Source organism: Acinetobacter sedimenti, from assembly GCF_022601685.1.
Lineage (GTDB): Bacteria > Pseudomonadota > Gammaproteobacteria > Pseudomonadales > Moraxellaceae > Acinetobacter > Acinetobacter sedimenti.
Genome location: NZ_JAKUML010000015.1, coordinates 25,564 through 51,162, shown reverse-complemented (window position 1 = coordinate 51,162; position 25,599 = coordinate 25,564). Strand labels below are relative to the sequence as shown.

General features: G+C 40.0%; 27 protein-coding genes, 1 tRNA gene, 1 other RNA gene and 1 pseudogene. 9 read left to right on the top strand and 21 right to left on the bottom strand.

Translation table 11 applies throughout. The features are described 5' to 3' along the window. Positions 1-11: 11 nt before the first annotated feature. Positions 12-1,292: a cation diffusion facilitator family transporter gene (locus tag MKI79_RS09695; protein ID WP_058869461.1), complete on the bottom strand. Its 1,281-nt coding sequence runs from the start codon at positions 1,290-1,292 to the stop codon at positions 12-14. A 90-nt stretch (positions 1,293-1,382) separates the two neighbouring features. Between MKI79_RS09695 and cadR the strand changes: the two genes are divergently transcribed. Together cadR and MKI79_RS09685 are read left to right on the top strand one after the other, a co-directional pair. Continuing rightward, a complete protein-coding gene (gene cadR, locus MKI79_RS09690) occupies positions 1,383-1,775 on the top strand; it encodes a Cd(II)/Pb(II)-responsive transcriptional regulator (RefSeq protein ID WP_004281856.1) in 393 nt (130 codons plus the stop codon). A 102-nt stretch (positions 1,776-1,877) separates the two neighbouring features. Beyond that, entirely contained in the window at positions 1,878-2,582 is a 705-nt protein-coding gene (locus tag MKI79_RS09685) for an IS6-like element IS1006 family transposase (protein WP_241572729.1), read from the top strand. Between the two features lie 53 nt (positions 2,583-2,635). Here MKI79_RS09685 and MKI79_RS09680 read toward each other — a convergent pair. The 4 genes and pseudogenes from MKI79_RS09680 to MKI79_RS09665 all read right to left on the bottom strand — a co-directional run. After that, positions 2,636-2,914 (bottom strand): annotated as a pseudogene (locus MKI79_RS09680) (cation transporter); the annotation flags it as partial. 178 nt (positions 2,915-3,092) lie between these two features. After that, positions 3,093-3,287, bottom strand: coding sequence for a heavy-metal-associated domain-containing protein (locus tag MKI79_RS09675; protein ID WP_004281879.1), 195 nt, complete (start codon positions 3,285-3,287; stop codon positions 3,093-3,095). A 469-nt stretch (positions 3,288-3,756) separates the two neighbouring features. Beyond that, positions 3,757-4,638 (bottom strand): copper resistance D family protein, encoded by an 882-nt coding sequence (locus MKI79_RS09670; protein WP_241572727.1) that lies wholly within the window; start codon positions 4,636-4,638, stop codon positions 3,757-3,759. A gap of 64 nt (positions 4,639-4,702) precedes the next feature. Then, positions 4,703-5,083: a copper resistance CopC family protein gene (locus tag MKI79_RS09665; protein WP_004281877.1), complete on the bottom strand. Its 381-nt coding sequence runs from the start codon at positions 5,081-5,083 to the stop codon at positions 4,703-4,705. Between the two features lie 363 nt (positions 5,084-5,446). Here MKI79_RS09665 and MKI79_RS09660 point away from each other — a divergent pair, with 363 nt between their 5' ends. The 5 genes from MKI79_RS09660 to MKI79_RS09640 are packed head-to-tail and all read left to right on the top strand — an operon-like array spanning position 5,447 to position 10,493. After that, positions 5,447-5,878: a hypothetical protein gene (locus MKI79_RS09660; protein ID WP_241572725.1), complete on the top strand. Its 432-nt coding sequence runs from the start codon at positions 5,447-5,449 to the stop codon at positions 5,876-5,878. 28 nt (positions 5,879-5,906) lie between these two features. Then, positions 5,907-6,155 (top strand): DUF2933 domain-containing protein, encoded by a 249-nt coding sequence (locus MKI79_RS09655; RefSeq protein WP_241572722.1) that lies wholly within the window; start codon positions 5,907-5,909, stop codon positions 6,153-6,155. 20 nt (positions 6,156-6,175) lie between these two features. Then, the gene (locus MKI79_RS09650; protein ID WP_044111303.1) at positions 6,176-6,826 is read left to right on the top strand and encodes a methyltransferase family protein; all 651 of its coding nucleotides are present in this window, start codon (positions 6,176-6,178) and stop codon (positions 6,824-6,826) included. An 11-nt stretch (positions 6,827-6,837) separates the two neighbouring features. Next, positions 6,838-9,213, top strand: coding sequence for a heavy metal translocating P-type ATPase (locus MKI79_RS09645; RefSeq protein WP_241572720.1), 2,376 nt, complete (start codon positions 6,838-6,840; stop codon positions 9,211-9,213). After that, positions 9,210-10,493: an MgtC/SapB family protein gene (locus MKI79_RS09640; protein WP_241572750.1), complete on the top strand. Its 1,284-nt coding sequence runs from the start codon at positions 9,210-9,212 to the stop codon at positions 10,491-10,493. Before MKI79_RS09645 ends, MKI79_RS09640 begins: the two co-directional genes overlap by 4 nt. Before the next feature lie 38 nt (positions 10,494-10,531). Here the strand turns inward: MKI79_RS09640 and MKI79_RS09635 are convergent, their stop codons facing one another. Together MKI79_RS09635 and MKI79_RS09630 are read right to left on the bottom strand one after the other, a co-directional pair. Further along, positions 10,532-11,932, bottom strand: coding sequence for a heavy metal sensor histidine kinase (locus tag MKI79_RS09635; RefSeq protein ID WP_004763973.1), 1,401 nt, complete (start codon positions 11,930-11,932; stop codon positions 10,532-10,534). Next, positions 11,925-12,605: a heavy metal response regulator transcription factor gene (locus MKI79_RS09630; RefSeq protein ID WP_004663993.1), complete on the bottom strand. Its 681-nt coding sequence runs from the start codon at positions 12,603-12,605 to the stop codon at positions 11,925-11,927. The genes MKI79_RS09635 and MKI79_RS09630 overlap by 8 nt, the downstream gene beginning before the upstream one ends. Before the next feature lie 148 nt (positions 12,606-12,753). Between MKI79_RS09630 and MKI79_RS09625 the strand changes: the two genes are divergently transcribed. Further along, a complete protein-coding gene (locus MKI79_RS09625) occupies positions 12,754-13,050 on the top strand; it encodes a hypothetical protein (RefSeq protein ID WP_004281865.1) in 297 nt (98 codons plus the stop codon). Between the two features lie 398 nt (positions 13,051-13,448). Here the strand turns inward: MKI79_RS09625 and MKI79_RS09620 are convergent, their stop codons facing one another. From MKI79_RS09620 to ffs, 13 genes are all read right to left on the bottom strand, one after another. Then, the gene (locus tag MKI79_RS09620) at positions 13,449-13,802 is read right to left on the bottom strand and encodes a hypothetical protein (RefSeq protein ID WP_241572719.1); all 354 of its coding nucleotides are present in this window, start codon (positions 13,800-13,802) and stop codon (positions 13,449-13,451) included. 759 nt (positions 13,803-14,561) lie between these two features. Continuing rightward, complete coding sequence (locus MKI79_RS09615) at positions 14,562-14,834, bottom strand: type II toxin-antitoxin system RelE/ParE family toxin (RefSeq protein WP_241572716.1); 273 nt, start codon at positions 14,832-14,834, stop codon at positions 14,562-14,564. Positions 14,835-14,838: 4 nt separating this feature from the next. Then, entirely contained in the window at positions 14,839-15,060 is a 222-nt protein-coding gene (locus MKI79_RS09610; protein ID WP_241572713.1) for a ParD-like family protein, read from the bottom strand. A 245-nt stretch (positions 15,061-15,305) separates the two neighbouring features. Continuing rightward, positions 15,306-15,485, bottom strand: a complete 180-nt coding sequence (locus MKI79_RS09605) for a hypothetical protein (RefSeq protein WP_241572710.1) — start codon at positions 15,483-15,485, stop codon at positions 15,306-15,308. Continuing rightward, positions 15,482-15,754: a helix-turn-helix domain-containing protein gene (locus MKI79_RS09600; RefSeq protein ID WP_241572708.1), complete on the bottom strand. Its 273-nt coding sequence runs from the start codon at positions 15,752-15,754 to the stop codon at positions 15,482-15,484. Before MKI79_RS09600 ends, MKI79_RS09605 begins: the two co-directional genes overlap by 4 nt. A 237-nt stretch (positions 15,755-15,991) precedes the next feature. Then, on the bottom strand, positions 15,992-18,433 hold the full coding sequence (locus MKI79_RS09595; RefSeq protein ID WP_241572706.1) for a DUF3987 domain-containing protein: 2,442 nt from the start codon (positions 18,431-18,433) through the stop codon (positions 15,992-15,994). Continuing rightward, positions 18,430-18,714 carry a hypothetical protein gene (locus MKI79_RS09590; RefSeq protein ID WP_241572704.1) on the bottom strand — a complete coding sequence of 95 codons (285 nt, stop codon included), beginning with the start codon at positions 18,712-18,714 and terminating at the stop codon, positions 18,430-18,432. The genes MKI79_RS09595 and MKI79_RS09590 overlap by 4 nt, the downstream gene beginning before the upstream one ends. 2 nt (positions 18,715-18,716) lie before the next feature. Beyond that, positions 18,717-19,010: a helix-turn-helix transcriptional regulator gene (locus MKI79_RS09585; protein ID WP_241572701.1), complete on the bottom strand. Its 294-nt coding sequence runs from the start codon at positions 19,008-19,010 to the stop codon at positions 18,717-18,719. Positions 19,011-19,142: 132 nt separating this feature from the next. Beyond that, the gene (locus MKI79_RS09580) at positions 19,143-20,246 is read right to left on the bottom strand and encodes a hypothetical protein (RefSeq protein WP_241572699.1); all 1,104 of its coding nucleotides are present in this window, start codon (positions 20,244-20,246) and stop codon (positions 19,143-19,145) included. A gap of 153 nt (positions 20,247-20,399) precedes the next feature. Further along, positions 20,400-21,608 carry a tyrosine-type recombinase/integrase gene (locus tag MKI79_RS09575; RefSeq protein ID WP_241572696.1) on the bottom strand — a complete coding sequence of 403 codons (1,209 nt, stop codon included), beginning with the start codon at positions 21,606-21,608 and terminating at the stop codon, positions 20,400-20,402. A gap of 112 nt (positions 21,609-21,720) precedes the next feature. After that, positions 21,721-21,796, bottom strand: a tRNA-Arg gene (locus MKI79_RS09570). A gap of 83 nt (positions 21,797-21,879) precedes the next feature. Beyond that, positions 21,880-23,241, bottom strand: a complete 1,362-nt coding sequence (locus MKI79_RS09565; protein WP_241572693.1) for an amino acid permease — start codon at positions 23,239-23,241, stop codon at positions 21,880-21,882. A 298-nt stretch (positions 23,242-23,539) separates the two neighbouring features. Beyond that, positions 23,540-23,636: signal recognition particle sRNA small type (gene ffs / locus MKI79_RS09560), an RNA gene on the bottom strand. Between the two features lie 213 nt (positions 23,637-23,849). On the opposite strand from ffs, the gene MKI79_RS09555 reads away from it, so the two are divergent. Further along, complete coding sequence (locus tag MKI79_RS09555) at positions 23,850-24,707, top strand: YbgF trimerization domain-containing protein (protein ID WP_241572689.1); 858 nt, start codon at positions 23,850-23,852, stop codon at positions 24,705-24,707. A 73-nt stretch (positions 24,708-24,780) separates the two neighbouring features. On the opposite strand, the gene MKI79_RS09550 is transcribed toward MKI79_RS09555, so the two are convergent. After that, positions 24,781-25,494 carry a DUF3108 domain-containing protein gene (locus MKI79_RS09550; protein WP_407651625.1) on the bottom strand — a complete coding sequence of 238 codons (714 nt, stop codon included), beginning with the start codon at positions 25,492-25,494 and terminating at the stop codon, positions 24,781-24,783. Between the last annotated feature and the right edge of the window lie 105 nt (positions 25,495-25,599).

Here is a 25,599-nt window from a genome sequence, read left to right as displayed (position 1 = left end):
TTTCGATACTCTTACTTCAAAGCCAAAATCTTTCGAGCACCATTAAGCACGAATAAAGAAACCAGGATGCCAATGATTAAGTCTGGGTAAGCTGATCCCGTCCACGCCACGAGTACACCGGCAAATATAACGCCCATATTTACGACAACGTCATTCGCCGAGAAAATCCAACTGGCTTTCATATGTGCGCCATCTTCTCGATGACCAGAAATAAGATATAAGCATGTCACGTTAGCTATAAGTGCGAGCAGGCCAATAACAATCATGAGCGTTGATTCTGGCTCGCTTCCAAACATGAATCGTCTAATGACATCAATAATCACGATGACAGCAAGTAATAACTGAATCCAACCTGCGAAATGGGCTGCTTTCACTTGATATTTCGCAGCTTTTCCGACGGCATATAGCGCAATACCATAAACGGCTGCATCGGCAAACATATCTAGAGAATCAGCAATCAATCCTGTAGACGCAGCAATAATTCCGCTGATGAATTCTATAAAGAAAAGTAGAGCATTAATGCCTAATAACAGTTTAAGTACTTTAGCTTGTCTCACAGGATCAGGTTCATTAGGTATATCGCCTGAAGAAAGCTGTGTTTCATCAAGTTTCGCCCCAAAACCCAGTCCTTCAAGTTTGGCCGTAATTTGCTGACTCCCTTCATTATGGAAGACTTTCAGTTTTCGATTGGGAAGATCAAAAGTAAGACCTTTAACTGCTTCAATATCTGCAAGAGCCATACGGACCATTTGCTCTTCAGCAGAGCAATCCATTTTAGGAATGGTATAGGTACTTGTTTGCTTAGCCTGTTGATTGCTTATATAAGTTTCAGTCTTCACAAGCTTTGCACCAAAACCCAAAGCTTCAAGTTTGGTAGTTATATTTTCATCTTTTTGATTATGTAGAACCTTTAAAGACCGGTTAGGTAAATCAAAGATGAGTTTTTGAACACCATCAATTGAAGATAGCGCCATACGAACCATCTGTTCTTCCGCAGAACAATCCATTTTGGGAACTAAGTATTCACTCATGTAGTGCGAATTTTTTAAAACGTCTTCAGTGCTTAAATTTTCTTTGGGATCAGAACCACAACAGGATTGAGCGGTATCTTCACAACTGTTTGAAGTGTTACAGCAAGGAGATGAAGATTTTTTTTCTTCCTCTTCACCACAACAGCTAAGCGTATTATCACAATTCTTTGAATTGTTTGCTTCTGCAATTGATGGATGATTTTCTTGTTGAGATTTCTTATCTTCGCATGGTGTTTCTTTACTACATCCACAACCACTCATAATTATACCCATTAAAAAAATTTATAAACTTTGAATATTGTAATCCCTATAGTTACTATAGAGTCAAGATTTTTTGGAAATACCAACTCAATGCATTTAAAAATTGGTGAACTCTCTAAAAAAACCTCATGTTCAGTATTAACAATTAGGTTTTATGAAAAGGAAGGTTTAATTCCGGAACCGGAAAGAACGGAAGGAAATTACCGCCTTTACGATATAGGCTATGTTGAGCGAATTAAGTTTATTTTGAATTGCCGAACTTTAAATATGAGTTTGAATGAAATTCGTCAATTACTCACCTATAAAGATAATCCCAAGAAAAATTGTTCAGATGTGAATGAATTAATTGACTTACATGTCAGTGCTATCAGAGAAAATATAATCAAGCAACAAAAGCTTATTGAACAATTATCTGATTTAAGAGGTACTTGTGATGGTTTATGTACAATTGACCAATGTGGAGTTCTAAAAAATCTAGCTTGATTATCTAGACCTATGCTTTTTTCAAAAACTCTGTATATCTGGCACTGTTGCAAATAACCACGAATGGTAAGCTGAAGACTGTTTTAGCTAAAGGTGCAGCATATGAATCCTTTCCATGGTCGGCATTTTCAGGGCGAAATCATTCTTTGGGCTGTGCGCTGGTATTGTAAATATGGCATTAGCTATCGTGAACTGCAGGAAATGCTGGCCGAACGGGGTGTGAATGTTGATCACACGACTATTTACCGTTGGGTTCAACGTTATGCTCCTGAAATAGAAAAACGTTTACGGTGGTATTGGCGTAATCCTACAGATCTGAGCTCGTGGCATATTGATGAAACCTATATAAAAGTGAATGGACGATGGTCTTATTTGTATCGTGCAGTCGATCAACGTGGCGATACCATTGATTTTTATCTTTCTTCTAGACGTAATACCAAATCAGCATATTGTTTTCTTGGAAAAATTTTAAATAATGTGAAGAAGTGGCAAATTCCACAAGTGATCAACACGGATAAAGCACCCACATATGGACGTGCTTTATCACGGTTAAAACGGGAAGGTAAATGTCCACCAGACCTTAAGCACAGGCAGATTAAGTATAAAAATAACGTGATTGAATGTGATCATGGCAAGCTAAAGCGGATCATCAGGGCCACATTAGGATTCAAATCTATGAAGACGGCTTATGCCACAATTAAAGGTATTGAAGTCATGCGTGCACTACGTAAAGGACAAGCATCGTCATTTTATTATGGTCAGCCTCAGGGTGAAGTGTGTCTAATCAACAGGGTTTTCGGTCTCTAAGTACTTTTTAAAGGGAACATCATCGACTCAAATCTCTATTTGCAACAGTGCCCACAAGAAGCACATGACATACCCTCAATCGTAAGCTCTATTGGTTGCAGCGCTTCCACTTCGTAGCCTGCTTTTTCTACGGCTTTAATTAAAGTAGCGCGATCAAGTGGTTGATGCGCATAAATGACTGCTTTTTCGGTAGCCAGATTTACATGAGCCGATTCAACACCCTCAACAGATTTTAAAGCTTTTTCCACACGGCCTACACAAGAAGCACATGTCATCCCCTCAATCTCTAATGTTTCACTGTAGTGTGGCGTATCAGTCATTTCGGTACTCATATACGATCTCTATCATTTAGATATGCTGAGTTCTATATGCGAAGATCAGCTCGAACCAAGATTAGGGGGAATTCAGGGATTACTTTTATTTCAAGCAAGTACAGGTTTTATCTGTACGATGAGGAAAATAAGAGAGAGTAAAAGTGGTAAGGAATTCCCACTGTTACTCTAACAGAGATTAAGCAGGATCAGCTGTAAATCCACGCTCACTGAGAGTGGCAATGACTTGATCCTGACTCACCGTTGTGTTGATTTCAACAATACGGTTTTGTAAATCAATATCGAGTGAGGCATTCGAGTCGAGCTCTTTAATTGCGGTAGTAATGCCGCGTGCACAACCACCACAAGTCATATTAGCGATGTGAAATTTCATATGTTGCTCCTTTTTAACAAAACATTTGTTTAAAACATTAGAACAGTAACTCTAAACTTTCACCATACAACCAGCCTTTTTCTGAATCAGTTACTCGCTGTAACTTGGTCTGTTTACAACCTTACAGTTTTCTTCAGAGTATTCCAAAGAAGAGTGTTCTAATGACTACAGTAAAAGTACTTAACCAACATTAATGTGACTTTAAAATGACATTTTTGTAATCTACGATCACTCTGAAATTTATAAGATTAGTTATTTCAATCAATGGTAGTGAACTGAATAGATGAGACCGTTATGGGTTGAAGATAAGCTAAAAACCGGTGACTACCTTTATGTATAATGCCTCATGATGCGATTTTACTGTTCTGATTGTCGTAAGTTGGCAGTCCAGTAGAAACTTTATTGCTCAGCTACAAAAGATAAATGCAGTAATGTTAAATTTCCTCAATTCCCTTATTTTGAAATTCTCTTATTCAATACCCACGACAGTGGTTATATAGCCTGTTGTTAATAGAATTGATAGACCTAATAACATCTCAAATAAAATGGCATGACTAAGGTGTTTAGCGAATTTAGGATGTTGAAGACGCGGGGTGAAATACCATTTGTTGAAGGCAGCTAAAAGTAGAATACCTATAACAAAAAACATTTTAACCATGAAACCATAGCCATATGCAGTATTGATTAAGGTATTAAAATCTTTAATTAAAAGAAGAGCTACACTAGCGCCACAGGCGATTAATATCCCAACAATGAAAGCAGCAATACGTCCAAATACATGCATGCGATCTTTTATAGGTAAACCACTTATTTCCCGGCTGGTTTTCCATAACGGATATAAAGACCCCATCCATAACGACATAACTAGAATATGGATTGATAATAAAATTTGAGCAAGTAAGGTTAAATTAGCGACATGTCCGAGCTGGGAAAAACTAAAAATAATCGGGATAAGTAAAATACAAAATATTGAACTTTCAATTATAGAAAACTGACCTTTGTTCCTGTTAAGTTTAACCACCATGAGAAGAAGTAAAAGAGCAAAACTAATAGAACGAAGAACGTATATATACCCCGTCGGAGTATTAACCAATATATTAATATACGTGGGGTCCACCATCCCTGTAATACCAGTATTGGCAAAACTACCAATCAGAATAAAAAATCCCAAGGTACTGGAAATTAGGCCTAATCCAGCGCCAATTGTAATATATTTAAGAATCGATTCTTTTAGTTCAAGATATTGTCTAAGTAAAAAATAGCAAAAGGCTCCACCAACGACAAAAGCTACACTTAAATATAAAATAACCTTAGTTAACCAAGTGGCCCACATCCAATATTCAGAAATCATTATTTTTGTCCATTCTAGAACAACATGCCAGCACCTCACTGACATGTTGAAAGGTAATCAATTCTTATTTAGTTGATTTGATAGTGAAACTATATTCACCATTCATGTTGTGACCATCTTTCCCCATTGTTGTCCAGACAACGGTATATTTACCTTTTTTCAGTTTCGGAAGAGCGACATCAAAGGATTTCTTTAAGTCATGAGTAACTTCATATTTTAAAGGAACATCTCTTCGCTGAGCATCCAGTAACTTAATATTCATCAACATAACCTCTGCACCAAAGTTAAGGGTCAAGTTCTTTGGTTGACTAAGGATAGATGCATTTTCCGCAGGAATCGCACTCACTAAACTCACATGAGCGAACGTAGTTGTAGTAGCCACAATCATCGTTGCAGCTACTACAACATTACGTAGAGCAGTCATTTTATTTTGAAATAATTTCATTTACGTTTCCTCTTGATTTGTTAGTTCATTAGAGATGACTTTATAAAATCTGTATTTAATGAGACCACATCATCTCCTCTTATATTTCAATTATTAGTGAGAGGCAGTAACAGAGTGATGACTTCAAAATTACATTTTTGTCATTTTTAAAAATCAATTGACTCATGTGATAAAATTATTCAATAGAAATAAAAAATTGACTATAACCAGCTACCACCTAAGTAAAACACCGGTGGCATAACCAGCGATCAACTTCATCAAAAGAATGAGTGGAGCAAATAAATGAAAAATACCTCTCTCTATTTGTTTGCTTCATTCATTTAAAGGTTGTATCGGCTGATCAACTGATGGAAGGAAAATATCATGATTTATATCCGCCAAACTTTACTCACACTTTGTATAACCGTTGCCTCTTTAGGTGCATTAGCTCAAAATCCCGAAGAGCATAAAACGCATCACCCAGAAAATACCCTTTCATCTACAGTCACTGTTAACAAGACAACTACTGGCAAGATGAATCCAGACAAAATGGCTGCAATGGACCAGCACATGAAAGCAATGCAAGCCATGCATGCAAAGATGATGGCTGCAAAAAAACCTCAAGAACGTCAAAAACTTATGGCTGAGCACATGAAACTCATGCAAGGAGGTATGAGCATGATGAAACAGATGAGCGGCCAAAGCATGAATGCAAATATGGCTGACCGTCAGCAAATGATGGAAAAACGTATGGACATGATGCAATCCATGATGCAGATGATGATGGACTGTATGCCTCCCTCCACAACTAAATAATTACCCATGAATTAGAGAGGGAAGCACCATGAACCATCAACCTCAAGTACATAATTCAGTACCTAACTTCTGGTCTACACGTTATGCCATTGGTCTAATCGTGCTGGGTGGTATCGCAGCTTATTTTCTATTAACGGAACATTTAGCCCACGTTATCGGTGCTTTGCCTTATTTATTCCTTTTAGCGTGTCCACTGATGCATATTTTTATGCATGGTGGTCATGGGCATAACCACTCGCAGCAAAAAAAATCCGATATATCTGATAACAAAAAATAGCTCTTATCAGGAGATCCATCATGAATCATGCGGAATCGGCTTATGGTTTATGGACGCTGGTTATCATTAACTCAGCAGTTTTTATCATGTTCGCTTTCAGTTTTTTTAGACCTTCCACTGCGCGCGATTGGCGTACATTTGGGGCCTTTTCGGCTTTTATCATTGCTCTATTTGTCGAAATGTATGGTTTTCCTTTAACCATTTACCTGTTATCTGGTTGGCTTCAAACTCGCTTCCCTGAACTTGATTTGCTGTCGCATAACTCAGGTCACTTATGGTCAACGCTACTGGGTGAAAAGGGTGATCCACATTTTGGCATTCTGCACATCGCCAGTTACGTTTTCTTGGGCTATGGATTTTACCTGTTATCAACGTCATGGCACGTGCTGTACAACGCGCAACGTCAGCATTCTTTAGCGATCACAGGCCCTTATGCACGTATACGTCACCCACAATACGTGGCTTTTGTGATGATCTTGCTGGGTTTTTTATTGCAATGGCCAACTTTACTGACACTGATTATGTTTCCAATCTTACTCTTAATGTACAGCCGCTTGGCAATTAAGGAAGAGGCTGAAATGAGTAAACAATTTGGCGCTGTCTATGACAGCTATGCCCAACAGACTCCGAGATTTATTCCGAAATTCGGCCATAAAACTACTTTGCCATAAGAGAATTATTCATGTTAGATCAAAAAAATCATAATCAGGATCATATGACACAGGCTACAACAGACGTATTGAAAGACCCAGTCTGTGGTATGACAGTTACTGAAGAATCGAAATACCATGAGGAATTCAAGGGGAAAACTTACTTTTTTTGCAGTGATAAATGTCAATCAAAGTTTCATAGCAGCCCGGTGCAATATATCGCTAAACCCGCAACGACGACTGCCGATGCACATACACAGCATCATCAGACTACTCAATCCGTTAATGATGCAAGCACAACAGGCACGACCATCTATACTTGCCCAATGCATCCAGAAATTAGACAGGATCATCCTGGAAACTGTCCTAAATGCGGAATGACACTGGAACCACTCATTCCCGAGTTAGAGGAAGATGAGAATCCTGAGTTACGTGATTTCCGTCGACGCTTCTGGTGGACACTGCCATTGACCATCATCGTGACTTTTTTGGCGATGTTTGGCCATCAACTGAACCTGTTCGACATGGCAGTTCAGAGCTGGATTGAATTAGTGTTGTCACTCCCGATTGTACTGTGGGCAGGTTGGCCATTTTTTTCCCGTGGTTGGCAATCGGTTGTGAATCGCAGCCCAAACATGTGGACCCTGATCGGTCTAGGTACAGGGGCTGCTTTTATTTACAGTGTGGTTGCGACCATTGCACCACAAATCTTTCCAGACTCATTTATCTCCATGGGTCGTGTCGCTGTTTACTTTGAAGCTTCAGCGGTCATCATTTCTTTGACCCTACTGGGGCAAATACTGGAATTAAAAGCACGTTCGCAAACTTCTGCTGCAATTAAGTCACTCCTCGGACTTGCTCCTAAAACAGCTCGCCGAATCCTGCCCGATGGAACTGAGGAAGATGTTCCTCTGACTCATGTCCATGTAGGAGATTTACTCCGCATCCGCCCAGGTGAAAAAGTTCCTGTGGATGGTGTAGTCACCGATGGAAGCAGTTCATTGGATGAATCTATGCTGACAGGTGAACCTTTACCGATCACTAAACGCATCGGTGATAAAGTCATTGGTGCTACCCTGAATACCAATGGTTCATTGATCATGCGTTCAGAGAAAATTGGTTCAAGTACCATGTTGTCTCAGATCGTACAGATGGTGGCGCAAGCTCAACGCTCAAGAGCCCCAATGCAACGCATGGCTGATCAGGTTGCAGGTTGGTTTGTCATGGCTGTAGTAGCCATTGCCTTGCTTACCTTCTTTGGATGGGGACTGTTCGGCCCAGAAGAGTCGAGCTGGGTTTATGCATTAATCAATGCTGTGGCAGTACTCATTATTGCCTGTCCTTGTGCACTAGGCTTGGCAACTCCAATGTCTATCATGGTTGCAACGGGTCAAGGTGCTACTCATGGTGTGTTGTTCCGCGATGCAGCAGCCATTGAGAATCTGCGCAAGATTGACACACTAATCATCGATAAAACAGGTACGTTGACCGAAGGACGCCCTGTATTCGATCGTGTGGTTGCCGCATCAGGTTTCGATGAATCTGAAGTATTACGTTTAGCCGCCAGTCTTGATCAAGGCAGTGAACACCCGCTAGCCGAAGCGATTGTAAACGCAGCACACGAACGTGGCCTGCCTCTTGAAACACCAGATAATTTTGAATCAGGCTCAGGGATTGGTGTTCGAGGTCAAGTGGGCGATCGTCAGTTAGCTTTGGGCAACACAGCACTGATGGAGCAATTAGGTATCTCGGTACAATCTCTGATTCCGCAAGCCGAAGAGCTGCGTTCAGAAGGTGCAAGTGTGATGCATCTAGCCATCAATGGTGAATTGGCCGGCCTGCTTGCAGTATCCGATCCCATCAAAAAAAGTACCCCAGAAGCACTTGCCACCCTGAAGGAAGCGGGTCTACGTATCGTGATGGCAACAGGAGATGGTCTCACCACTGCCCGTTCAGTCGCAGCACGTCTAGGCATTGATGAGGTACATGGCGAAGTCAAACCCGCAGATAAACTCGAACTGGTCAGCAAATTGCAGAAGGAAGGTCGCATCGTGGCTATGGCTGGTGATGGCATCAATGATGCACCAGCCTTGGCTAAAGCTGATGTCGGTATCGCTATGGGAACCGGGACTGATGTTGCAATGAATAGTGCCCAAGTTACGCTGGTCAAGGGAGATTTACGAGGGATTGCTGTTGCCCGTTCACTTTCGGAAGCTACTGTCGGCAACATGAAACAGAACCTCATGTTTGCTTTCCTTTACAATGCTTTGGGTATCCCTATCGCGGCTGGCGTACTATATCCATTTACCGGTTGGTTGTTGTCACCGATGATTGCCGCCTTGGCTATGAGTTTGAGTTCAGCTTCAGTCATCACCAATGCCCTTCGCCTGCGAAATAAAAAGTTCTGATAGAGAGTTCCTTTCTTCCACCAGATGTATCAGGGCTGGTTGCAGCACTCGCCATCGGCCTGCTCATTGGTTTAGAACGAGGATGGCAGGATCGAGAACTGCCAGAAGGCAGCCGAGTAGCAGGTCTACGTACCTTCACATTGACAGGATTGCTCGGAGGAGTGCTCGGTCATTTACAACCAAACTTCGGAGCTTGGCCGCTAGTTGCGGCCGTATTAGGGCTTTCCTTATTACTAACAGTGTCCTATGCTCGTACCGCAAAAATTTCCGGTAATTTAAGCGCTACCACGACGATCGCGATGCTGTTGACATTAGTTCTAGGTGCATATGCATCCCATGGTAATGTTACTTTAGCATTAACAGCGGCTGTCATCGTGGCTGTATTTTTGGATCTCAAGCCAACCTTACATGGTTGGTTATGCTTGATCGAACATCGTGAATTAACCGCATCTCTACAGTTACTGGTACTTTCTGTCGTTATATTACCTTACTTACCCAATACGGGTATGGGACCTTTTGCTGCATTAAATCCTTACCAGTTATGGTGGGCGGTGATCCTGATTGCCGGACTCTCTCTGGCAGGTCATTTTGCCATGCGGCTCACCGGTTCAGAAAGAGGCATACTCTGGACAGGTCTATTGGGTGGTTTGGCATCTTCTACAGCTGCAACTGTTGCACTGGCACGCTATACACGCCAGCACCCCGTCATGGTCAGTGCTGCTATTTCTGGAACATTGGCTGCCTGTGGCATCATGTTTTTTCGTATGGTTGTGCTGATAGGCGTCATTGAGCCAGCATTGCTAAGCACTTTTGGTGGTGCAATGATGATTGCGGGAATCCTTCTGCTGGGTATGGCATTGTGGAGACAACGCCAAATTACCAGCGCTGAAAACAACGATCGAACAATAGAAGCAATGGCTCCTTTTGATCTTGGGACAGCATTCAGCTTCGCTGCTTTCCTGGCTGTCATGGCAGTCTTGGTCCCGGCAGCAAAACAATGGTTGGGCACCAGCGGCATCTTCGTATTATCGACTATTTCTGGGCTAGCAGGCGTAGATGCTATTTTAGTCTCACTTGCCCGCCTGCATAGTACTGAAGGCTTAACAACAAATGTGGCTGCTGTCGCGTTAGGGCTGGCCACACTGAGCAACATGTTAAGCAAAGCGACAATTGCATGGATGACAGGGGGGGCACAGTTTGGCCGAGCTATCATATTTGGCTACACAATTGCCATGATAGGTGCTGGCGTAGCTCTGGCTCTCAGTTTGAGCTTTATGTAAGGTCAACTCGGGTAAATGGAAGATGTTCAAAAAATGAGTTAAAATGATTCCCCTTGCATGGATTCACTTTGAAAAACAATGGTAAAAATGATTCGACCATTGAGGGATTCAGCCTGGATGGTCGCCCCAAGCATATCAAGAATAGATTTTGTTATCGCGAGCCCTAAGCCGGTTCCTTCTTCTGTTCTTTGTCTAGATGCATCTGTTCGATAAAATCGATCAAATAACCTGGATAGTTGTTCAGGAGAGATTTCAGGGCCTTCATTTTCAATTGAAAATATTGTGTTATCTAAATTCTGTTGAAGTTTTATGCGTATTGTAGAATTCTTATTTCCATATTTAACTGCATTAGATAATAGATTGCTGAGTGCTCGACGTAACATAGCAGGATCACCTTTGACATTTCCAGATCCTGTTTGTTGAAGCGTCATATTTTTTTCGGCAGCTAGCGCATCATAGAAATCAAATAAGGCTGTAACTTCTTTAACCAGGTCAATATTCTGTAAGTTCTGTAATTTTAGGCCATGTTCTGCTTTTGCCAAGAAAAGCATATCGGATACCATTCGAGCCAAACGTTCTAATTCTTCTAAATTAGAAAATAGTACTTCTTGATAGGTACTGGTATCTCGTTTACGGGCAAGACATACTTGAGTTTGAGTCATTAAGTTATTAATCGGTGTTCTAATTTCATGCGCTAAATCAGATGAAAAATCGGAAAGCCTTTCTAAAGCTGATTCTAGTCTGTCGAGCATATCATTGAAGGCAATTGCTAATGATTTTAGTTCTGTTGGTGTGTGCTCAACTTCTAAACGTTCTGAAAGATGTTGGGCAGAAATGCCTTCTGCGACCTTAGCCATTTTTTGCACGGGTCTTAAACCTCTCCAGGTTGCAAACCAGCCTAAAAACATTAAACAAATCGTACCGGCTAAACCAATGTAAAAAAGTTGACGCTTAAAATCATTTAAAAAATGTAGATGTTCAGATGTATCGATCCCCACAATAATGCGTACAGATTGTATTTCAGTATTTTTGTTTATATCCGTGTTGTAGATCATGCCACGATAGGTCTTATTCTTAATTTTCCATTTAATCCAAGGGTTATTTGCTGACTTGATTAACTGTTGAGTATTAATGATTGAAGGTGTTGAACTAAATAAAATCTGACCTGCCGGTCGTTCTATTTGGACCATAAGATCATGGTGTCCAACTAAAGCATCTTTCAAATATAGATCAAGTTCTGGAGAATTTTTAGGATGCTGTTGGAGAAGATTCTGAATAAGCTGGATTTTACCTTCTAATTGGGTACGATCTTGCGTTTCAAAATGATGCATCACTAATTTATGGATGAAAAACCCCATCATAATGAGAATGCATATAGTCGATAATGAGAAAATAATACCAATACGAAAACTGATAGATTTGAATAATTTATTATTCATCTTCTACCTCTAATACATACCCCATTCCTCGAATATTCTGAATTAATTTGGGAGTAAAGTTACTGTCAACTTTACTTCTTAATCGTTTAATAGCGACTTCAACTACATTTGTATCACTATCAAAGTTCATATCCCAAATTTGAGATGCAATAAGTGCTCTTGGTAGAATTTCACCTCTTCTACGCATAAAAAGCTCCATAAGAGCAAATTCTTTAGCCGTTAAATCAATGCGTTGACCTGCTCGTGTTACCCGACGTTTTCTCAAATCAAGTTCTAAATCAGCAATCTTAATAATATTATTATCTTCTCTTTGTTGCCCTCGTCTAAGGAGCGTTTTTATTCGAGCTAGAAGCTCTGCAAAAGCAAAAGGCTTAACTAAATAATCATCAGCGCCTAGCTCTAATCCTTTTACTCGATCTTCGATTTGATCTCGGGCGGTAAGAAAAAGAATGGGCATTGTTTTACCGCTGCTACGAATATCATTGATAATATTCCAACCATTTAGTCCAGGTAACATCACGTCTAAAATAATTAAGTCATACTCTTCAGAAAGAGCTTGATGTTTACCCGTTAACCCATCTGTAACCCAGTCCGTAATATAGCCAGCTTCGGATAAACCTTGCTTGAGATAATCACCAGTTTTTTGTTCATCTTCAACTAATAGTATTCTCATTTCCGAATCCTAAGTCATTCATTAAAACTATAATAACGTTATAAAACATCTGATCGAGATAGATTACAAAAATGTCATTTTCAAGTCACTTAGATGTTCAGTGCTTCACTTTATTGTAGTAGCAAGAAATTAACTTTTAGAGAAACTTATGAAAACTGTAGTGCGTCGTAGTCTAACAATTTTAATGTGTGCTGGAACTTTAATTGCTGGTACTCAATCTTGGGCAAAAGATGTATCAACCTCAAGTGCCACTAAAACGGTAAAAGCACAGGAACCTTGTACAAAACCTTGTAAAATGGAAAAAGATGACAAGACTCAGCAAGATCATAGTCAACATCAGTCTCCTAACTCATCTGACATGTCAAAAATGGATCATTCTATGATGAATATGGACCATTCTAAAATGGATCATTCAAAGATGAATATGCCTAGTAGCAATAAATAATTTTATAAATAGCGAGAAAGAAGTATTAAAGTTTATACTAAATATTTGCTTTATTACTTCAATCTGGCTTTGTTGCACAAAGATTTCATAACTATATGATTTTAAAAGTTTTGATTATTTTTTGACCCAAAATTAAATCTATTTAAATCAGATGCTTACGTATTTATGCAACAAAGCCGCTCTATACAACAAAAATACCGATTACAGCGGCTGTTCTGCTCGATGAATCATTTCTTGTGCTGTCGTATTGAATTCACCACGTTCTATAATTTTTGCAAGGCGCATTTTAAGCAGACAACTAAGACGCACGGCTTTAGCTCGATCATCTAAATTAATCGTGAAAAAAATCCCACTGGTTAAAATGAGATTTCATTATTCGTTAGTTCGTTTAAGCCAATTTAGCCAGTTCCAAAAACCTTATCATTAGTGCATTTACGAATATATTCTTTAGTTTGCTTATAGCTCTCCTCAATCATTATTTTAAGCCGTTCCTGTTGTTCAGGCGTATCAGCTTGTCTGTATGCTTGCTCTAGTTTGTTCGATTGAAATTGCATTGAGATAACACGGTCTAGTTGTCTAGGTGTCAATAATGCAAGTCGTTTCACTCTATTTTTGGAGGTAATCCGCTTGCCCTCTGTGGTCTTTGCGCCTGTAGATTTTTCCCACGGCTTAGATGCTAGGATACGTTCACGCTGTTGTCGTCTGCGCTCATCAGTCCATGCCAATGCGTGCTTATCGGATTTACCCCCCATTGGTCAATCCTCCTCAATAAGTTGCATGTGGGCTTGGTGCTGTGCTTCTTTCACAATTGCCGATAGCGTACCAACGGACATGACAATCAAACCTTTTACGCCTTGTTTTCGTAGCATGTGCGCCCTTGTGCTAAATAGATTGGCATCATCAACTAACTTGACTTCAACAACTTTAGATGACTTATCATTGACCGCTAATTTTGGGTAAGCTCTGTTAGGGTCAAGCGCATAAGATACGATTACAAATTTATTGATTTCAGTAATTTTTAGCTCCTTAAAATGTCAAAAATGAAAAATTACAAGCTCGATCAAACTAAAGAATAATGTAAAAAAATGACGGCAATTTCTGACATTCCAATTCACTTATATTAATGATTATCAAAAGATTACTGATTCAAAAATGACAAAAGGTAAAAATGTAAAAAACTGGTGCAAAAGGGGTATGTAAAAATGTCAAAATCTAAAAAGTGACTTATGATTGATTTTTCTGCATTCCTAGGTATCAGAAATGCAGAAATTTACTTGTATTGAAAATGCAATCAATCTATTGCGGTGTAAGGCGTTTAATAGGTTCGGTACGGTCTTAAATTGGTGTGCTGTCTATGTGAAATTACCTTGATGTACCATGATGACTGCGCAATTTTGATCATACCATTAACTATTGGGATATAAGGCTTTGGGCGGACAGTGATGTTATTTTTGATCACACCTTATCAAGGTAATTATCGAGCAAGGGCTAAATTTAATAATTTGTACGAATTATCTTTTTAAATCTCTATAAAAATTTTCATGGCTACCCAACTTGAGCAAGTACAAAGTAATTGTTTCACTCTCGAATGAATAAGCGAGCAATACAAGCTGTTTGTCCATTTTAAACTTGTATACCGACACTCCTGCTAAGTCGCCTACTTTAGATTCGCCAATATTCGGATTTTCACTAATTGCAATTACAGCATTATCCACGTCCTTTTTCTGTTGCTTAGTGAGCTTCTTAACTGTGCGCTCAAATAATGGTGCTTGCTGTATGTTCATTTAACTAACCGAAGTTATACGGTGTTGTATTTCCTGCTTTGACTTGCGCCATGCTAAGCAAAAGTTCAGTTATATCTTGAAAAGTTAAGTCAGGGTTATCTTGCGCAATTTTCCCAACTCTAGCCCAGTATTCGACTTGTTTTGTTGCGCTTCGGCTTTCTGCTACACCATACACCTTTGCAGATTCTACAATCTCGGTGTCAATTTTTATTGCAGTATATGACATGATTACGCCTTTAAAATAAGTTTAATAGATTGAATAAATTATATTCACCAATGCAACTGTTTGCAACCTTAAGCAACCTGACTAAATAATGAATTATGAGAACACAAGGTTATATTTCTTTACGATTCTATACGGTGGGGAGTAAAAGCAAAACTACCAAAAACCATGAAAGACTTGATAGCTCAATGCCTAGATTGTTTTGAAGCCACTAACAAGTGGCAATCCTGTAGGGAATATTGAAAAGGTTATATTTCTTCATTCTCTAACTCATCCAGTAGGTCGCTAAGCTGTGCGTCAACGATGCGCCTTGTGATGATGATTTCACGGTATTTTTGTTCTTCTTCAGTTGGTGCATCGATCAAACTGGCTTCACCATATTTCTTAGGTGCAAGTCGGCTTGCTATGTATTTTCGTGCGTCAATCATCGCTTTGCTTTTTGTACTTCGGTTGGGTCGCACGTGTCGGCAATGTGTTGTATTTCGTCAAAAATGCAATGTGCATACATTTCTTTAGCTAAAGCATATTGTTTTGCAAACTCGGGATAATCAGCTAGCCAACGCATCACAGTTGCCACACTTGGCATATCAACCTGAGAACATATAAATCGGATTGGCTGACCATCAATCACAAGGTCGATTATCCTTTCTGCAATTTCATCATTGTAGCCTGTTGGTCTGCCGACTGAATTGCTCATTTTTACCCTTTAATCTTTTCTCATAAAAATATATTTAATGCGTACAAGTGGGCTATTTTGGCTAAAGTCGCTGTAAGCCTTGCCACATATAGCTTTCACTTTTGCCTATGGCTTGGCTAAAGTTGGCTAAAAAGGCTAAGATTCAATATCTTTTAGCATCATTTTAGCCCTTTTAGCCTTTCTTAGCCTTTGGGTTGGCTAGAGTGAAAGTGTTACTGTATAAGGGTTTCAGGCATTTTAGCCTTTTTGGCCTAGTTTTGAGAAAAGAGGGTTTAAAACCACATATTCCTTCTTCCCGATTTGCTCGATATGGATATGTTCAGCATCAATTAAGTGGTTAAGTGCAGCGTCACGGCTGTTTTTACTGCGTAGGTGCTTTGGATAAACAGTGGTTGAAATAGCTGACTTCAATAATTTTGATGAATCTTGTTTTTTCAACCAGTCTAGCATCAGCTCGCTATCTGACTTTTCCATCTTGCCGTAGTAGCGCAACCACTCATCTAGGGAGTATTTGCAAAGGTCTATAGCGTTTTGCATGATACGAGCGTCAATATAATCAACCTCTGAGCAATACGCTAAAATTGCAGCTACTCGCAAAACAAGCTGATTAGTGCGTAAAGCATAAGCTCTAATAATTTCATACTTTCCACCTTTGCCAGCTTCCTTACCGATATGGTTCTGATACTGAATGTGCAACATCTCAGCATCTTGGCATTTTTCAATTATCACTCTGCCATCATCACCGATAAAAAGTTTATTGCCAAAATACGGAGTGGTTAGCATCTTCTCGCAAAACTTCCAGTACGCTTTTAAATCCTCGTCATCGTATGGTTTGATCATCTGCTGCTCTAATGTCACTTGGCGGTGCTGGAGTGGGGTAGGTGCTGCAAATAAGACTCTAGCTAAAAAACCTTGCTCACGTAGTAGGGAGTTGTTTAGGGCTGGTCTTGCAACAACATCCTGTACAGCAATATCTAGGGAAAAATGTTTATTCTCAAAATAATGGCTATCTTCCGCACTTCTTAAAAGTGCATTCCCCTTGCCAGTATCAACCAAGTCATTCAAAGCACTAATTGAATCGCCCACAGTGTCGCTTTTTAATGAGTAACCACTAAAGAGATAACCACCCTCACCAGTTGACCATATATAACTATTACCAGCTCCGCCTGCCATCACTCTGATAATACCTTGTGTTGTGGTTTTCTTGAATCTAGACATCGGGTTCACTGGAGCGTCACCACGCTCATCTGACTTCTTTTTACTCCAGCTTTTATGATCTGCATAAAATCGCTGCATATTTTCAGATTCGATTTCCCCACTGATTTTTGAGGCATCATTCTTGCAAACGTCTTTACCCTCTCCCGATGGAAAAATAGTAAGCATGAATAAGCTGCATGGCTGACCTTTTTCTGACTTGTCGCTGGGTGCTTTAATGTGTCTTTGCGCTATATATGCTTGCTCACCTAAATAAGTCTGTGCTGCTACTGCTAACGGCACATTATGAAAATAGGCGGATTTCTTTATGGCTTTTGCGATAACATCAGGAAAGGCGTGAATAGGATATTCACCCTCAACATATCGGTTCGCAATGTGTAAAGGTTGTGGTTCTCCCCATGCGTGCGCCTGTTTTTGCGCTGTAGCGTCATAAAATGAAATTAAGCCCCAACTGTTCAGCACACCATTAACAAGCTGTAGTGCTTCGCTAGGCGTTTTTCCTGCATGTTCTAGCAGTGCATAGCCATCGCCTGCAATTTCACCTTGACCACCTTGAGAACAAATAAACGTACCGTCACCGCTCTGATTATCGAATCGAAACCTATCCTCACCACCACAAGCAGGACATGCGCCATGTGCTTGCGGATTGGTCGGCACTGAATAACCTAGCTTGGCTAGAATCTCATGCCACCGCCCACGACTTAGCAATTTAGATTGGTTGAAATTAATGCTATGTGTTATGCTTTCTGCTGTGTTATCTGTGCTTTGTGTGTTTTCTGCGCTTAGTACATTGTTTAAAGTCGATTGCTTAGCAGTCGGCTTTTTTTTGTCCTCAACCTGTGGCAAGGATTCCACAAAGTTAAGCACGTCATTAACTGCATATTGCTCATACTTTTCATGAATATGCACAATTCTTGAAGTGAACGGCTCGCTTTTTTGATGCTTAAAGCCTGCCACCCTCATGATGCGTGGTAGGTCGTGGATTGACTTATCTGCACCATCATCAGCAAAATAATTTATTAATCTTTTTTGCAAAATAGAGAATTGATCTAAAGCAATTTCGCCAAAGTCGGGATTTAATACCCAGTAGGCATGATGCTTATCTTTGGATGTTTCCACAATCAAGTTGGGCGGTAAATCTAACAAAAGTAAGTCTTTCACTCTCTCTTGTCGTGACGTGTCAAAATCAACAAATAGCGCACGGATGCGCTGTATATTTTCTGCTTTTTGCCCTTTGCCATCTGTTGCATTGACTGTGAAAAATATGCCTGCACCTTGCTTATTCAACGATTCAAGTGCCTTAAAACATTTCTTAAAAGTACCAGCCATTGATTGAGTTAGTGACTTAACATTTACCCCCTTTTGGTCTGCAAAGGTTCTGAATGCAAAGTTCTCACCAATACCAAAAAAGTTAAGCATCTCTTGGGTGTCGTTTTTAACTTCGATTTGCGCTTGAGCTGTCATACTTCACCGCCTTTTAATTCTGCTAGTCCATTTTCGCCAATCAGCGTGCTTATGATTTCCTCTATGGTCGTCATTAGCTGTGGTTTGCTATATCCGTCCTCAATCATTTGCATAAGGTCGATACAGATATGAGAAGCAACGCTTGCACGTTCAATCATTCCGCAACCATCACGTAGGGCTTCGTCAAGGTCGGCTATTGCGCCTAAATGTAGGACTAGAACGCCGTGCGCTTCACCGTGAAGCAGTGCATCATGTAGCTGTTGAGCTGTCTTCTTAGTCATGTTTACGCCCCCTGCGCTTCGGCTTTGGCTTGCATCCATGCCTGCACATCAGACATGCGCCATACTGTTACGCCATCGCTTAATCGAATTGGTTTTGGAAATTTGCCTTGTTTTACCCAAAGCCATATTGTTTTATCAGATACGCCGATTATCCCTTTGCTTTCAGGGCGTGCCTTGATTCTTTTGGTCTGTCCCTTGAGTTTGCCACTTTTATACGTGTAGATACGTTCAGGTCGTGCTGGAAAACTTGCCATTACTGACATGCGTAGTAGTTGTTCGCTATTTGAAAATGTCATGATGTCACCTATCTATGATTGCCCTAGCTGGTAGTAGCATTGGGTTGATAGGTGTATGAAAGCAAAATCAATAAGGTGTCATACAAGTGTCGGTTATTAAAATATTGGTGACACCTAAAGGTGACACCTTATTTAATTATCTGATTTATTGATATTTTTTGGATTGGTGATTGCCGAAATTCTTTCCTTCAACCTTGTAACTGTATAGCCATTTTTAGCCAAATATGCTTTGATTGCTGGAGTATGCTCCATGTGAGGATATTCATTATTTATGTATCGTGCTTCCCATGCTTGAATGGCTAACAATAGTTCGGGAGCATGATTTTTGTTGTTTAGGTCTAATGAGGCATGTTGAAACTTTTGGCTTACTTCTAATTCTTGAATGCGTTGCTGTGCTTGGGCTAGTTGGTCTTTTAGTTGTGCAATTTCGGCATTCAAATTATCAACATTTGGCTCGTTTTGCTGAATAGATGGAATGCCAAAAGTTGATTGGTCTTGTGATGGAGGGTTATCGTTAAATCCTGCAATAATATGATTTTTTTCGAATAGAAACTTTTGCAAAGAAGCTCTAGGAATATCTCCATCTGCATCTTGTATTAATTTCTTGGCTTTTATTCCCTTTTTTATAGTTTCAACTGCTTGCGTATGCTCCCCATAATTCCAACTGTCATATCGTAAATCATGAGAATCAATTAAAGCCTGTATTCTTCCAGGTTCGTCATTAGAAATAAGGCACGCCGCCTGAACAACGGTAAAGAAGTCACTCAGTGATAATCTTCTGATATGGTCAGGTGGTGAAATGGTGTTATTTTCATTTTTACTCACCAACTGGATAAGTTCTGTCGGCATTGTTGCATTACGCTTTTTAAGATATTCAGCAACTTTTTTCAGTTTAACTTCTACCCCTAAATCTTCTTCAACATCAGATTCAAATAACTTTCCTTTGCCGATAAGCATTTTAAAATTATCTATGCGTTCATCTAAAGCATTTCGATCATCGCTATTTAATTGTGTCGCCCACACTCTACTCGGATAATCAATTTTTTCGGGGTTTAATCCTAATGTTAAAAGCACAGCTTCGTAGCATTTGACTTTTGGCTTTTCAATCCAGTATGACCATATAATTGATTTGAATTTAGTTTGGTAAGTATGGTTTTTAAATAAAGTTCTATCCTCGTCATCAATGACAAGATTTCCACCATTTTTGTATTGAACAGATGCGTTGTGATTGCTCATTTACCCCCCCAAGCATACCCAACTAAATAAGCGTTAAGCCATGCGCTTGGGATACGCACTTTCGGGAGCTAACCTAGACTTAACGCTGTCATATTAATCAATATTATACCTGTTTGCTAGTCGTAGAAAGTTGTAGCGTGTCATAGATTGGCGTTATTGCTTTTTGTTCGTCTTTCTATTCATTCGCTCAGCCAGTTCGGTTGTTGTTGGATTGTAATAACGCATTAACATTTCTAAATCTTTATGTCCTGTAACTTTAGATAAATCCTGAATTGGCATCACTTGAGCATACTTAGTTGTAGCTTCATGGCGTGTATCGTGAAAATGAATATGACCTAATGGCGTGGTATCTCTATACTTCCGAAAGGTAGTAGACAAGCTATCTGCTGAAATAGTTAAAACATTTGTTGTGTCCAATCCCTTTACCCTTTCCAACAATTCCAGTGCCGTATGGTTCAATGGTACTTTTCGGGAATGACCATTTTTTGTAGTTGGCAATAGTAGATAATCATCAAATAAATTCCCCCACGTCATGCTTGTAATTTCGCTCATTCGCATTGCAGTTTCTAAAGCAAATAAGAACGCCCAAGCCGTTTGATGCTTCATCATCAAAACTGGTGTTTCATCATTAAAATCGAAAGCGTCCATTAAAATTTGGATTTCGTCATCACTGATTCTGACTTCCCTATGTGGGTTCTCTTTTGGCTTCGCCACCCTATTTAGTGGGCTTATCTCAATCAATGAAAGTTCATCTATTGCAAAGCTAAACACACTGCCAAGTAACTGCATTTCTCTTTTAACAGTCGTACCTTGCACTTCAAACTCACGACTATTACGAAAATTAATCATATCCATTTTATCAATAGCATTAATCGGCTTTTTGGCTAAATTGGGAAACAATCGCAATAATTTATTCAGGGCATTTGTTTCCCAGCGTAATCCTTTATGTTTAACCGCTTCTTTTTCTAAATAGATTTTCACCACTTCACTAAATGACATCTGCATTTGCTCAGCTTTCTTTTTTTCCTTTCTATCTGCACTAGGGTCGATACCGCTTGCAAGTAACTTTCTTGCTTCCAAGTGTTTTAAGCGAGCATCGGCTAAAGTTACGGTTGGATATATACCCAAAGCAAGTATATTTTCCTTACCCTCAAAACGGTATTTATACCGCCAGTACCTACAACCTGTAGACGTAACTAATAAATATAGACCACCTCCATCAGCGTGTTTGGTTTGCTTTTCTGCGGGTTTAATCTTGCGGATTCTTATATCTGTTAGCTTGCCCATGCTATAAGCCTTTAACGTCATTTTGGGGGTATCAATTTTAGGGGTGTAATGAGATACCCCCAAAAGTACCCCCACAATGGGGGTATTTCCATTGTAATGAATGTAGTTGCATCAGACAACAAAAAAGGCTTAACCTATGATTGGCAAGCCTTTAAGTAGTTTTAAGTAGTAGTATTTCGAGTATATTTGGTACGCCCAGCGGGACTCGAACCCACGTCGGTCGCTTAGGAGGCAACTGCTCTATCCAGTTAAGCTATAGGCGTGTGCCCATAACTTAACTGAAATTCTTGTTTTTGCAAACAATTAGACGAATAGATGATGAGCGATTAAACAGCTAATTACTCACTTACTCAACTTGATCTGTTGACTTACGAACGAGCAACTGAAAGAAGCCCCACATCAGCACGATCCATACAGGAATCATCAACACAGACTCCTTAAAGCCTTGTTGCCACATGATGTACAGCACCACTGCGATAAACGCTAAAACAATGTAATTGCTCAGCGGTGAAAACAATGCAGGGAACGAGGTTTTAATCGACTTGGTTGCTTGCTTAAACTTCAAATGCGTCAAGCTAATCATCGCCCAGTTCAATACCAAAGCACCCACCACGATATAAATCAAATGGCTTAATGCTTTCTCAGGAACAAAGTAGTTCAGCAATACACAGCCGAAGATCAACACCGCAGACATCAACACCGCAGGAATCGGTACACCTTGCTTATTCAATTTTAAGAATACTTTTGGTGCATTCCCCTGCTGTGCTAGGCCATACAACATACGACTATTGGCAAACATGCCACTGTTATAAACAGACAATGCTGCCGTCAAGATAATGAAGTTGAGTAAGTTCGCTGCCCAGTTAATTCCCATTTGGCTAAAGATCATCACAAATGGACTCTTATCCAAACCACCAAGATCAAGCTGATTCCACGGTACAAGTGATAGCAATACAGTCAGCGCACCCACATAGAAAATCAGGATACGATAGACCACTTGGTTGATCGCTTTTGGAATAGTCTTTTCAGGATTTTCAGCCTCAGCTGCTGCCATCCCGATCAGCTCAATCCCGCCGAAAGCAAACATCAAGAATGCCATCATCATGAATAAGCCATCAAAGCCATTCGGGAAGAATCCACCATGGGCCCACAGATTGCTAAATGATGCTGTCGAATCTGGCGTTGGGAAAAACAGCAAATATAAACCAAAAACAATCATCGTAATCACCGCAGTGACTTTGATAATCGCAAGCCAAAACTCAGATTCACCGTAGAACTTCACATTGGTCAGGTTGATCAAACTAATCACAATGAAGAAAAATAGTACTGAAGACCACGCAGGAATATGAGGCCACCAATAATTAATATATTTGGCAACAGCGGTGAGCTCCGTCATCGCTACCAAAACATATAAAATCCAGTAATTCCACCCTGCAAGGAATCCGCCAAAACGTCCCCAATACTTATTGGCAAAATAACTAAATGACCCTGCAACTGGCTCATGTACGATCATTTCACCCAAATGGCGCATGATCAAAAATGCAATCAAACCACCGATTGCATAACCTAAAATAATCGAAGGTCCCGCCGACTGAATCACATCAGCCGAACCAAGGAACAATCCCGTTCCAATAGCGCCACCCATGGCTATCAATTGGATATGTCGGTTTTTCAAACCGCGCTGTAAATGAGAAGCGTGTTGATCCAAAATATTAAACTCTAAACAAAACTGTCAAAGCATTGTAATAGATCGTTTCAATTTGTCATAGCGCACGCAAACACTTCGCCAGACAAAACCACCTGGCTAAAATATCAACATATTGATTTTAAAATAAATTAATTCGGAATAAATATTTAAACTTTTAGGAATATATGATCAGAAAGGCAAAAATCACCATCAGGCAAAGTATCGCCATGTGTGGAATCATAGCGTGCGTGTGAAGCTATAAATTGAAACGAATAAAAAAGAAGAACAATGATTTCTTATTATAAAATTTGGGTGGCAACCCTACTAGCAATACCTCGGCACATCATATTTCCACTACCGTTGCTACCTTCCGGTCCTGGCGGGGTTCGCAGAGTACAATTGCGAAGCCACCAGCAGGGCTACCATTGCCCGACCAAGTATATCGATTTTTAACTCCCATGCAAGCTGAAATACTCGGCAAAGCCAATTACTGCTTATTTTCCCCACAATGTCGGCTCAAAATAAACAAAATTGCTAACAATTTCGCCATGATTACATGGAGCAAATCTCGCTTGCTCGTTATACTCAAGCTTATGTTTGAAAATCTGTCGTTTTGATAAGAGTAATTTATGAAAAAAATCACTTTACTTGCAAGTGCAATGTTTGCGCAGACCCTGAGCCATGCAGCACCGATCGAGCAACGCAATCTTTCCACCCCCACAGCGACTGTTGCTCCTGCACAGCAAAGCACACAACTTTGGGATCTACGTCAAACAGTTGGGCAATTGCAAAACCAAATTCGTGATCTACGTGGTCAGATCGAAGAACAAAATAATCAAATCGAACAGATGGAAAATGAGCTCAAGAATCGCTATACCGACTTAGATCAACGCCTTGAATTGTTAAATCAAAAAGTCGATGCGAATGATGGCAGTGAACTTGAGGACTTAGACGGTACAGCAGACGATAACTCACCTAACAATAATAGCCCTGAAAGTAAAGTGCCTACACCACCGTCAGCAAATCCCAAAACGCCAGTAGAAAACAACCTTCCTACTCAAAAACAAACCCAGATACCGCAAGCACAGACACAGCAAAGTAAAGCACCGTTGACGGATAAAGAAGCATACAACTTGGCTTATGATGCTTATCAAAAAGGTGGTGCAGCGAGTGCTATTCCACAGATGGAAAACTTTATCCAACTACATCCAACCAGTGCCTATGTCAGCAATGCCTATTACTGGCTCGGCGAATTTAACCTGTCATTGACGCCACCGAACTTTAATCAAGCTAAAGATAATTTTGAAATCGTCGCAGGAAATTACCCTACCTCAAGCAAAGCGCCTGCATCTTTATTTCGTTTAAGTCAAATCGCCAAAAATGTCGATCAAGACATTCCTCGTGCTCGTGAGTATTATCTCAAACTGATTCAAAACTATGATGGTAGCGAAGAAGCACGCCGAGCAAGAACTGAGATTGATTTATAAAAAATGATGTAAGTGATTCAATAAAAAAAGACGATGAAATTTCATCGTCTTTTTTGTTGAGAAAATTGAGCGCTTACTTCTTCGCTTTTAACAACAATCCATAGCTTTCATCATCATCTTGATGGGTCACTTTGATTGGCAAATAATCTAAGCTTGGTGCAAGCCAAAAGATGGTATTTTTCGTCGCACGGCTATGTTTCAAGCGTACTTTTACGGTGTCATAGGTTTTACCATCCGCCGCTTTGACCTTTTCCGTACCTTCTTTGACGAACTGGCGTGCTTCGACTTCTTTATAGTCTGCGATCCAGTAGCTTGATTTCAACCCACCCGTTTTCAAATCCTCACGCACTTGGAGCTCAGCATTAAGATCATCAAGTACACCACTTTTCCACGTCAAAGTACGATTTTTGTCTTTTCGTGAAGTATTGATATTTTTTTGGTTCGGGTTGAAGTTCATCTTCACCGTATCACTGTGCACCAAGATTTTGGTACGACGTGTGTATTCATTCGAAGTGATTAAACCATTGTGAAAGCCAAATTTACTGGTTTCAGTCGCACTGCCAATCACTGGGATTTTTGAGCTAAATTGATACTGCCATTGATTGCCAACTTTACTGAGCTTACGTGTTGCATCGCCCATTTTTTTGTTGCCATAGCTAAACTGATACGTCGCTTCAAATGGGGATAGCGCATGACTCAGCGTCGCCAATCCTAGCGTACTCAAACTAAGCGCACTGACGGCAACTATTTTTTTCATGGTATTGAATGTGATTTTATTCGATGTCATGTGATACCTCTCATTTTGGGAGATTTAAACCTTTTAATAGCCAAATTGCTTCGATTGAGATTAAAAGGTGATCTAAGCTTTAATGTATTGATTCTAAAGATTCAA

Coding starts and splice junctions, on each gene's coding strand:
- MKI79_RS09550 (WP_407651625.1), bottom strand. CDS start 25,494: ATGACATCGAATAAAATCACATTCAATACCATGAAAAAAATAGTTGCC.
- MKI79_RS09670 (WP_241572727.1), bottom strand. CDS start 4,638: ATGATTTCTGAATATTGGATGTGGGCCACTTGGTTAACTAAGGTTATT.
- MKI79_RS09635 (WP_004763973.1), bottom strand. CDS start 11,932: ATGAATAATAAATTATTCAAATCTATCAGTTTTCGTATTGGTATTATT.
- MKI79_RS09620 (WP_241572719.1), bottom strand. CDS start 13,802: ATGGGGGGTAAATCCGATAAGCACGCATTGGCATGGACTGATGAGCGC.
- MKI79_RS09630 (WP_004663993.1), bottom strand. CDS start 12,605: ATGAGAATACTATTAGTTGAAGATGAACAAAAAACTGGTGATTATCTC.
- MKI79_RS09695 (WP_058869461.1), bottom strand. CDS start 1,292: ATGAGTGGTTGTGGATGTAGTAAAGAAACACCATGCGAAGATAAGAAA.
- MKI79_RS09610 (WP_241572713.1), bottom strand. CDS start 15,060: ATGTCATATACTGCAATAAAAATTGACACCGAGATTGTAGAATCTGCA.
- MKI79_RS09615 (WP_241572716.1), bottom strand. CDS start 14,834: ATGAACATACAGCAAGCACCATTATTTGAGCGCACAGTTAAGAAGCTC.
- MKI79_RS09645 (WP_241572720.1), top strand. CDS start 6,838: ATGTTAGATCAAAAAAATCATAATCAGGATCATATGACACAGGCTACA.
- MKI79_RS09580 (WP_241572699.1), bottom strand. CDS start 20,246: ATGAGCAATCACAACGCATCTGTTCAATACAAAAATGGTGGAAATCTT.
- MKI79_RS09650 (WP_044111303.1), top strand. CDS start 6,176: ATGAATCATGCGGAATCGGCTTATGGTTTATGGACGCTGGTTATCATT.
- MKI79_RS09655 (WP_241572722.1), top strand. CDS start 5,907: ATGAACCATCAACCTCAAGTACATAATTCAGTACCTAACTTCTGGTCT.
- MKI79_RS09625 (WP_004281865.1), top strand. CDS start 12,754: ATGAAAACTGTAGTGCGTCGTAGTCTAACAATTTTAATGTGTGCTGGA.
- MKI79_RS09555 (WP_241572689.1), top strand. CDS start 23,850: ATGAAAAAAATCACTTTACTTGCAAGTGCAATGTTTGCGCAGACCCTG.
- MKI79_RS09590 (WP_241572704.1), bottom strand. CDS start 18,714: ATGACTAAGAAGACAGCTCAACAGCTACATGATGCACTGCTTCACGGT.
- MKI79_RS09685 (WP_241572729.1), top strand. CDS start 1,878: ATGAATCCTTTCCATGGTCGGCATTTTCAGGGCGAAATCATTCTTTGG.
- MKI79_RS09600 (WP_241572708.1), bottom strand. CDS start 15,754: ATGAGCAATTCAGTCGGCAGACCAACAGGCTACAATGATGAAATTGCA.
- MKI79_RS09660 (WP_241572725.1), top strand. CDS start 5,447: ATGATTTATATCCGCCAAACTTTACTCACACTTTGTATAACCGTTGCC.
- cadR (WP_004281856.1), top strand. CDS start 1,383: ATGCATTTAAAAATTGGTGAACTCTCTAAAAAAACCTCATGTTCAGTA.
- MKI79_RS09665 (WP_004281877.1), bottom strand. CDS start 5,083: ATGAAATTATTTCAAAATAAAATGACTGCTCTACGTAATGTTGTAGTA.
- MKI79_RS09595 (WP_241572706.1), bottom strand. CDS start 18,433: ATGACAGCTCAAGCGCAAATCGAAGTTAAAAACGACACCCAAGAGATG.
- MKI79_RS09675 (WP_004281879.1), bottom strand. CDS start 3,287: ATGAAATTTCACATCGCTAATATGACTTGTGGTGGTTGTGCACGCGGC.
- MKI79_RS09585 (WP_241572701.1), bottom strand. CDS start 19,010: ATGACATTTTCAAATAGCGAACAACTACTACGCATGTCAGTAATGGCA.
- MKI79_RS09605 (WP_241572710.1), bottom strand. CDS start 15,485: ATGATTGACGCACGAAAATACATAGCAAGCCGACTTGCACCTAAGAAA.